This is a genomic window from Streptomyces spongiae, from assembly GCF_009377185.1.
GTDB classification, from domain to species: domain Bacteria; phylum Actinomycetota; class Actinomycetes; order Streptomycetales; family Streptomycetaceae; genus Streptomyces; species Streptomyces spongiae.
On record NZ_VJZC01000734.1, the window covers coordinates 1 to 4,322 of the forward strand.

The following is a 4,322-nucleotide window of genomic DNA, read 5'->3' on the forward strand; positions in this document are numbered from 1 at the left end:
GGTAGGGGCGGCGGGGGCGAGGACACGGCCCCGTTGGGGTCTACGGAACCACTACGATCTTCCTCCCCACCCCCGACGCGAACTGTTCCAGTGCCTGGGGATACTCGCTCAGCGGCAGGCGGTCGCTGATGAAGATCTCGGGATCCAGGACCCCGCTCGCGAACAGCTCCGCCGCGCGCTCGAAGCTGTGCAGCACCGCCATGGAGCCCGTGATGGTGATCTCCTGGTTGTAGATGCGGTACGGATCGATCGTGACCCGCGTCGAGTAGTCCGCCACCCCGAACTGAAGGAAGGTGCCGGCCTTGGCCACCCGGTCCAGGCCGTCCTGGATTGCCGCCGCGTTGCCCGTCGCGTCCACCACCAGATCCCAGCCCTGAGGCCGGTCCAGCTCGTCGGGCGAGGCGGCGGACGCCGAGACGCCCAGTCGCCGCGCCGTCTCCAGACGGGTCGGGTTCACGTCCACCACGTCCACACTCGCCGCCCCCGTACGCTTCGCGAGCTCCAGCATCATCAGCCCCATCGTCCCCGAGCCGTAGATCAGGACGTGGGCGCCCAGGCGGGACTGGAGCACGTCGTAGCCGCGTACCGCGCACGACAGCGGCTCCACCAGCGCCGCGTCCTGGGTGCGGATGTGCTCGGGGAGCCGTACGCAGTTCGCCACCGGCGCCACCGCGTACTGCGCCGCGCCCCCCGCCGTCGTCACCCCGATCGCGGCCCAGCGCTCGCAGAGGTTGTTGTGGCCCGTACGGCAGTACCGGCACTCGTAGCAGTACAGGGAGGGGTCGACCGCCACACGGTCGCCGACCGACACCTCCGTGACCTGGGTTCCCACCCCGACCACCTCGCCCGCGAACTCGTGCCCCGGCACGATCGGCAGCTTCGGCGCGAACTCGCCCTGGAGGATGTGCAGGTCGGTACCGCAGAGGCCGCAGGCCGCCACCTCGACCACGACCTCACGGGGGCCCGGCGTCGGGTCGGGTACCTCCGCGACGACTGCCTTGCCCACGGACTCGATGACGGCGGCCTTCATTTCACGGCTCCCAACGACAGGCCCTGGACCAGCTTGTCCTGGGCGGCGAACCCCGCGGCGAGCACCGGCAGGGAGATGACGAGCGACGCGGCGCACACCTTCGCCAGGAACAGGCCCTGGCTGGTGATGAAGCCGGTCAGGAAGACGGGGGCCGTCTCGGCGACGACGCCCGTCAGTACACGTGCGAAGAGCAGTTCGTTCCAGCTGAAGATGAAGCAGATCAGGGCCGTCGCCGCGATGCCCGGCAACGCGATCGGCGCCACCACCCGCGCCAGGACCGTCGGCAGCCGCGCCCCGTCCACCCGCGCCGCCTCGATGATCGCCACCGGCACCTCCGCCAGGAACGACTGCATCATCCACACGGCGATCGGCAGGTTCATCGAGGTGTAGAGGATGACCAGCAGCCAGATGTTGTCCAGGAAGTGCGTGTTCTTGGCGAACAGGTAGATGGGGAGCAGGCCCGCCACCACCGGCAGCATCTTCGTCGACAAGAAAAAGAACAGGACGTCCGTCCATTTCCTCACCGGGCGGATGGAGAGGGCGTACGCCGCCGGCAGAGCCAGCAACAGCACGAACAGCGTCGACGCCAGCGACGCCACCGTGGAGTTGATGAGCGACGGCCACGGACTCGCGCCGCCGCCCACGCCGAAGAACTCGCGGTAGCCGTCGAGTGTGAGGGAGGCCGCCCAGGACGGCGGATTGGTCGCCGCGTCCGACTCCGAGTGGAAGGACGTCAGGGCCATCCAGGCGATGGGGAGGAAGAACAGCAGGCCGATCAGCCAGGCGGCCAGACCCAGACCCGCTCCCCGGCCGCGACGGGCGCGACGGGGACCGTCGGAACGTACGCGTACAGCACTCGCGTTGGCGCTCATGCGCGGGACACCTCCTCGCTGAACAGCGACGAGACCACGCGCAGCGCGAACGTCGCGATGATGATCGAACCAATGACGACGAGGACGCCCGCGGCCGAGGCGAGGCCGTTCTCGTGGGCCTGGTAGAAGGTCTGGTAGACGGTGTACGGGAGGTTCGCGGTGCCGAGGCCGCCCGATGTGATGGTGAAGACCGCGTCGAAGTTCTGGACTATGTAGATCGAGCCGAGCAGGGCGCCCAGCTCCAGGTAGCGGCGCAGGTGCGGCAGCGTGAGGTGGCGGAAGATCTGCCAGTCGCTCGCGCCGTCCACGCGGGCCGCCTCGATCTGCTGGTGGTCGCGGCTCTGCAGCCCGGCCAGCAGGATCAGCATCATGAACGGCGTCCACTGCCAGATCAGGGAGGCCTCGACCGCGAGCAGCGGGGTGTCGGAGATCCAGTCCGGCTGCGGGCCGCCGACGTAGTGCAGCAGGCCGTTGAACAGGCCGTACTCGGGGTTGTAGAGCACGTGCTTCCAGAGCAGGGCCGCGGCCACCGGGACCACCAGGAAGGGGGCGATCAGGAGGGTGCGGACGATGCCCCGGCCGCGGAACTTCCGGTCCAGGAGCAGGGCGAGGGCCAGGCCGAGCACCAGGCTGGCCAGGACCACGGCGACCGTGAGGACGACCGTCGTCCACACCGAGCGGCGCAGGTCGGCGTCGGTCAGGACCTGTTCGTAGTTGGCGAAGCCCGTGAAGCTGCGGGCGTCGGGGTAGAGGGAGTTCCAGTCGAAGAAGGAGATCACCAGCGTCGCGACGAACGGCAGCTGGGTCACGACGACCATGAAGATCAGGGCGGGAAGGAGCGGGGCCCTGGTGGCCCAGGCGCGCAGACGGGACGGGGACGTGCCCTGCGTGCGGACAGATTTCGCTGCTACCGGTGCTGTCGTGGTCGCGGTCATCGCCCCTCGTACTCCTCGGAGATGCGCTCGGCGAGCGCTTGCGACTTCTTCAGGGCCGACTCGACGGACTGGCGTCCGGCGATGGCCGCGCTGATCTCCTGGGAGACCTTGGTGCCGAGGTCGGTGAACTCGGGGATGCCGACGAACTGGATGCCGGGCGCGGGGCGCGGTTGCACCCCCGGGTCGGTGGGCCGGGCGCCCTCGATGGCCTCCTTGGTCATCTCCTGGAAGGCGGCGGCCTCCTTGACGTAGTCCGGGTTCGTGTACGTGGACGCCCGTTTGCCGGCGGGCACGTTGGACCAGCCGATCTGGTCGCCGACCAGTTGCTCGTACTGCTTGCTGGACGCCCAGGAGACGAACTTCCAGGCCTTGTCGGGATTCCGGGACGCCTGCTGGATGCCCCAGGCCCAGGTGTAGAGCCAGCCGGAGGACTTCGTCTCCTCCACCGGCGCCGGCGCGTAGTCGATCTTGCCCTTGACCGGGGACTTGGCGGCCTCCAGGGAGCCGGCCGCGGATGTGGCGTCGTACCACATGGCGACCTTGCCCTGCGTCATGTTGTTCAGGCACTCGGCGAAGCCGGACTGGGCGGCGCCGGACTCGCCGTGCTCGCGGACGAGGTCGACGTAGAACTTGGTGGCCTTCTCGAACTCGGGGGAGTTCAGGCGGGCCTTCCAGTCCTTGTCGAACCAGGTGCCGCCGAAGGTGTTGACGACGGTGGTGAGCGGGGCCATCACCTCGCCCCAGCCGGGCAGGCCGCGCAGGCAGATGCCCTTCATGCCCGGCTCGGCCCCGTCGGCCTTCGCGGCGAGGTCGGCGACCTGCTGCCAGGTGGGGTGCTCGGGCATGGTGAGCCCCTTCTCGGTGAACACGTCCTTGCGATACATCAGGAAGGACGACTCGCCGTAGAACGGCTGACCGTAGAGTTTGCCGTCGTCGCCGGTCAGGGACTGGCGCATGGGCCCCAGGATGTCCTGCTCGTCGAACGCCGCGTCCTTGGCGATGTACGAGTTCATCTCGTGCAGCCAGTCGTTGCGGGCGTAGATCGGTATCTCGTAGTTGCTGAGCGTGGCGACGTCGTACTGGCCCGCCTGGTTGGCGAAGTCCTGGCTGATCTTGTCCCGGACGTCGTTCTCCGGCAGGACGGTGAAGTTCACCTTGATGCCGGTCTCCTTGGTGAAGTGTGCGCGGGTGAGCTTCTGCAGTTCCACCATCTGCGGGTTGTTGACCATCAGCACGTTGATGGAGTCGCCGCCGGAACCCGTCCCGCCGGCTCCGGTCCAGCAGCCGGAGAGCAGCGGGGCGAGCAGCGTCCCTGCGGCGGCCGCGACAAGTACGGTGCGCGGCCTCCGTCGGCTCGGGATTCGCATGGATCGCTCCTGGGCGTATGGGGAGATGGGCGTATGGGGAGATGAGCGTATGAGGAGATGGAGATTGGGTGTATAGGGATATAAGGGGCGGCGGAGGGCGTGGGGTGCCCTTGGGGGG

General features: G+C 68.4%; 4 protein-coding genes. All 4 read right to left on the reverse strand.

Annotated features, from left to right (window positions below; genetic code table 11):
- Positions 1–40: 40 nt before the first annotated feature.
- From FNH08_RS45635 to FNH08_RS45650, 4 genes are read right to left on the reverse strand one after another with little or no spacing between them, the layout of a single operon-like run.
- Entirely contained in the window at positions 41–1,030 is a 990-nt protein-coding gene (locus tag FNH08_RS45635; protein ID WP_152777508.1) for a zinc-dependent alcohol dehydrogenase family protein, read from the reverse strand.
- A complete protein-coding gene (locus tag FNH08_RS45640) occupies positions 1,027–1,902 on the reverse strand; it encodes a carbohydrate ABC transporter permease (RefSeq protein WP_152777510.1) in 876 nt (291 codons plus the stop codon). The genes FNH08_RS45635 and FNH08_RS45640 overlap by 4 nt, the downstream gene beginning before the upstream one ends.
- Positions 1,899–2,837 carry a carbohydrate ABC transporter permease gene (locus FNH08_RS45645; protein WP_152777512.1) on the reverse strand — a complete coding sequence of 313 codons (939 nt, stop codon included), beginning with the start codon at positions 2,835–2,837 and terminating at the stop codon, positions 1,899–1,901. The genes FNH08_RS45640 and FNH08_RS45645 overlap by 4 nt, the downstream gene beginning before the upstream one ends.
- Positions 2,834–4,204 carry an ABC transporter substrate-binding protein gene (locus FNH08_RS45650; RefSeq protein WP_152777514.1) on the reverse strand — a complete coding sequence of 457 codons (1,371 nt, stop codon included), beginning with the start codon at positions 4,202–4,204 and terminating at the stop codon, positions 2,834–2,836. The genes FNH08_RS45645 and FNH08_RS45650 overlap by 4 nt, the downstream gene beginning before the upstream one ends.
- Positions 4,205–4,322: the final 118 nt, after the last annotated feature.

Excerpts from the sequence above, each read along its gene's own strand:
- FNH08_RS45635 (WP_152777508.1), bottom strand. The coding sequence starts at position 1,030 with ATGAAGGCCGCCGTCATCGAGTCCGTGGGCAAGGCAGTCGTCGCGGAG.
- FNH08_RS45640 (WP_152777510.1), bottom strand. The coding sequence starts at position 1,902 with ATGAGCGCCAACGCGAGTGCTGTACGCGTACGTTCCGACGGTCCCCGT.
- FNH08_RS45645 (WP_152777512.1), bottom strand. The coding sequence starts at position 2,837 with ATGACCGCGACCACGACAGCACCGGTAGCAGCGAAATCTGTCCGCACG.
- FNH08_RS45650 (WP_152777514.1), bottom strand. The coding sequence starts at position 4,204 with ATGCGAATCCCGAGCCGACGGAGGCCGCGCACCGTACTTGTCGCGGCC.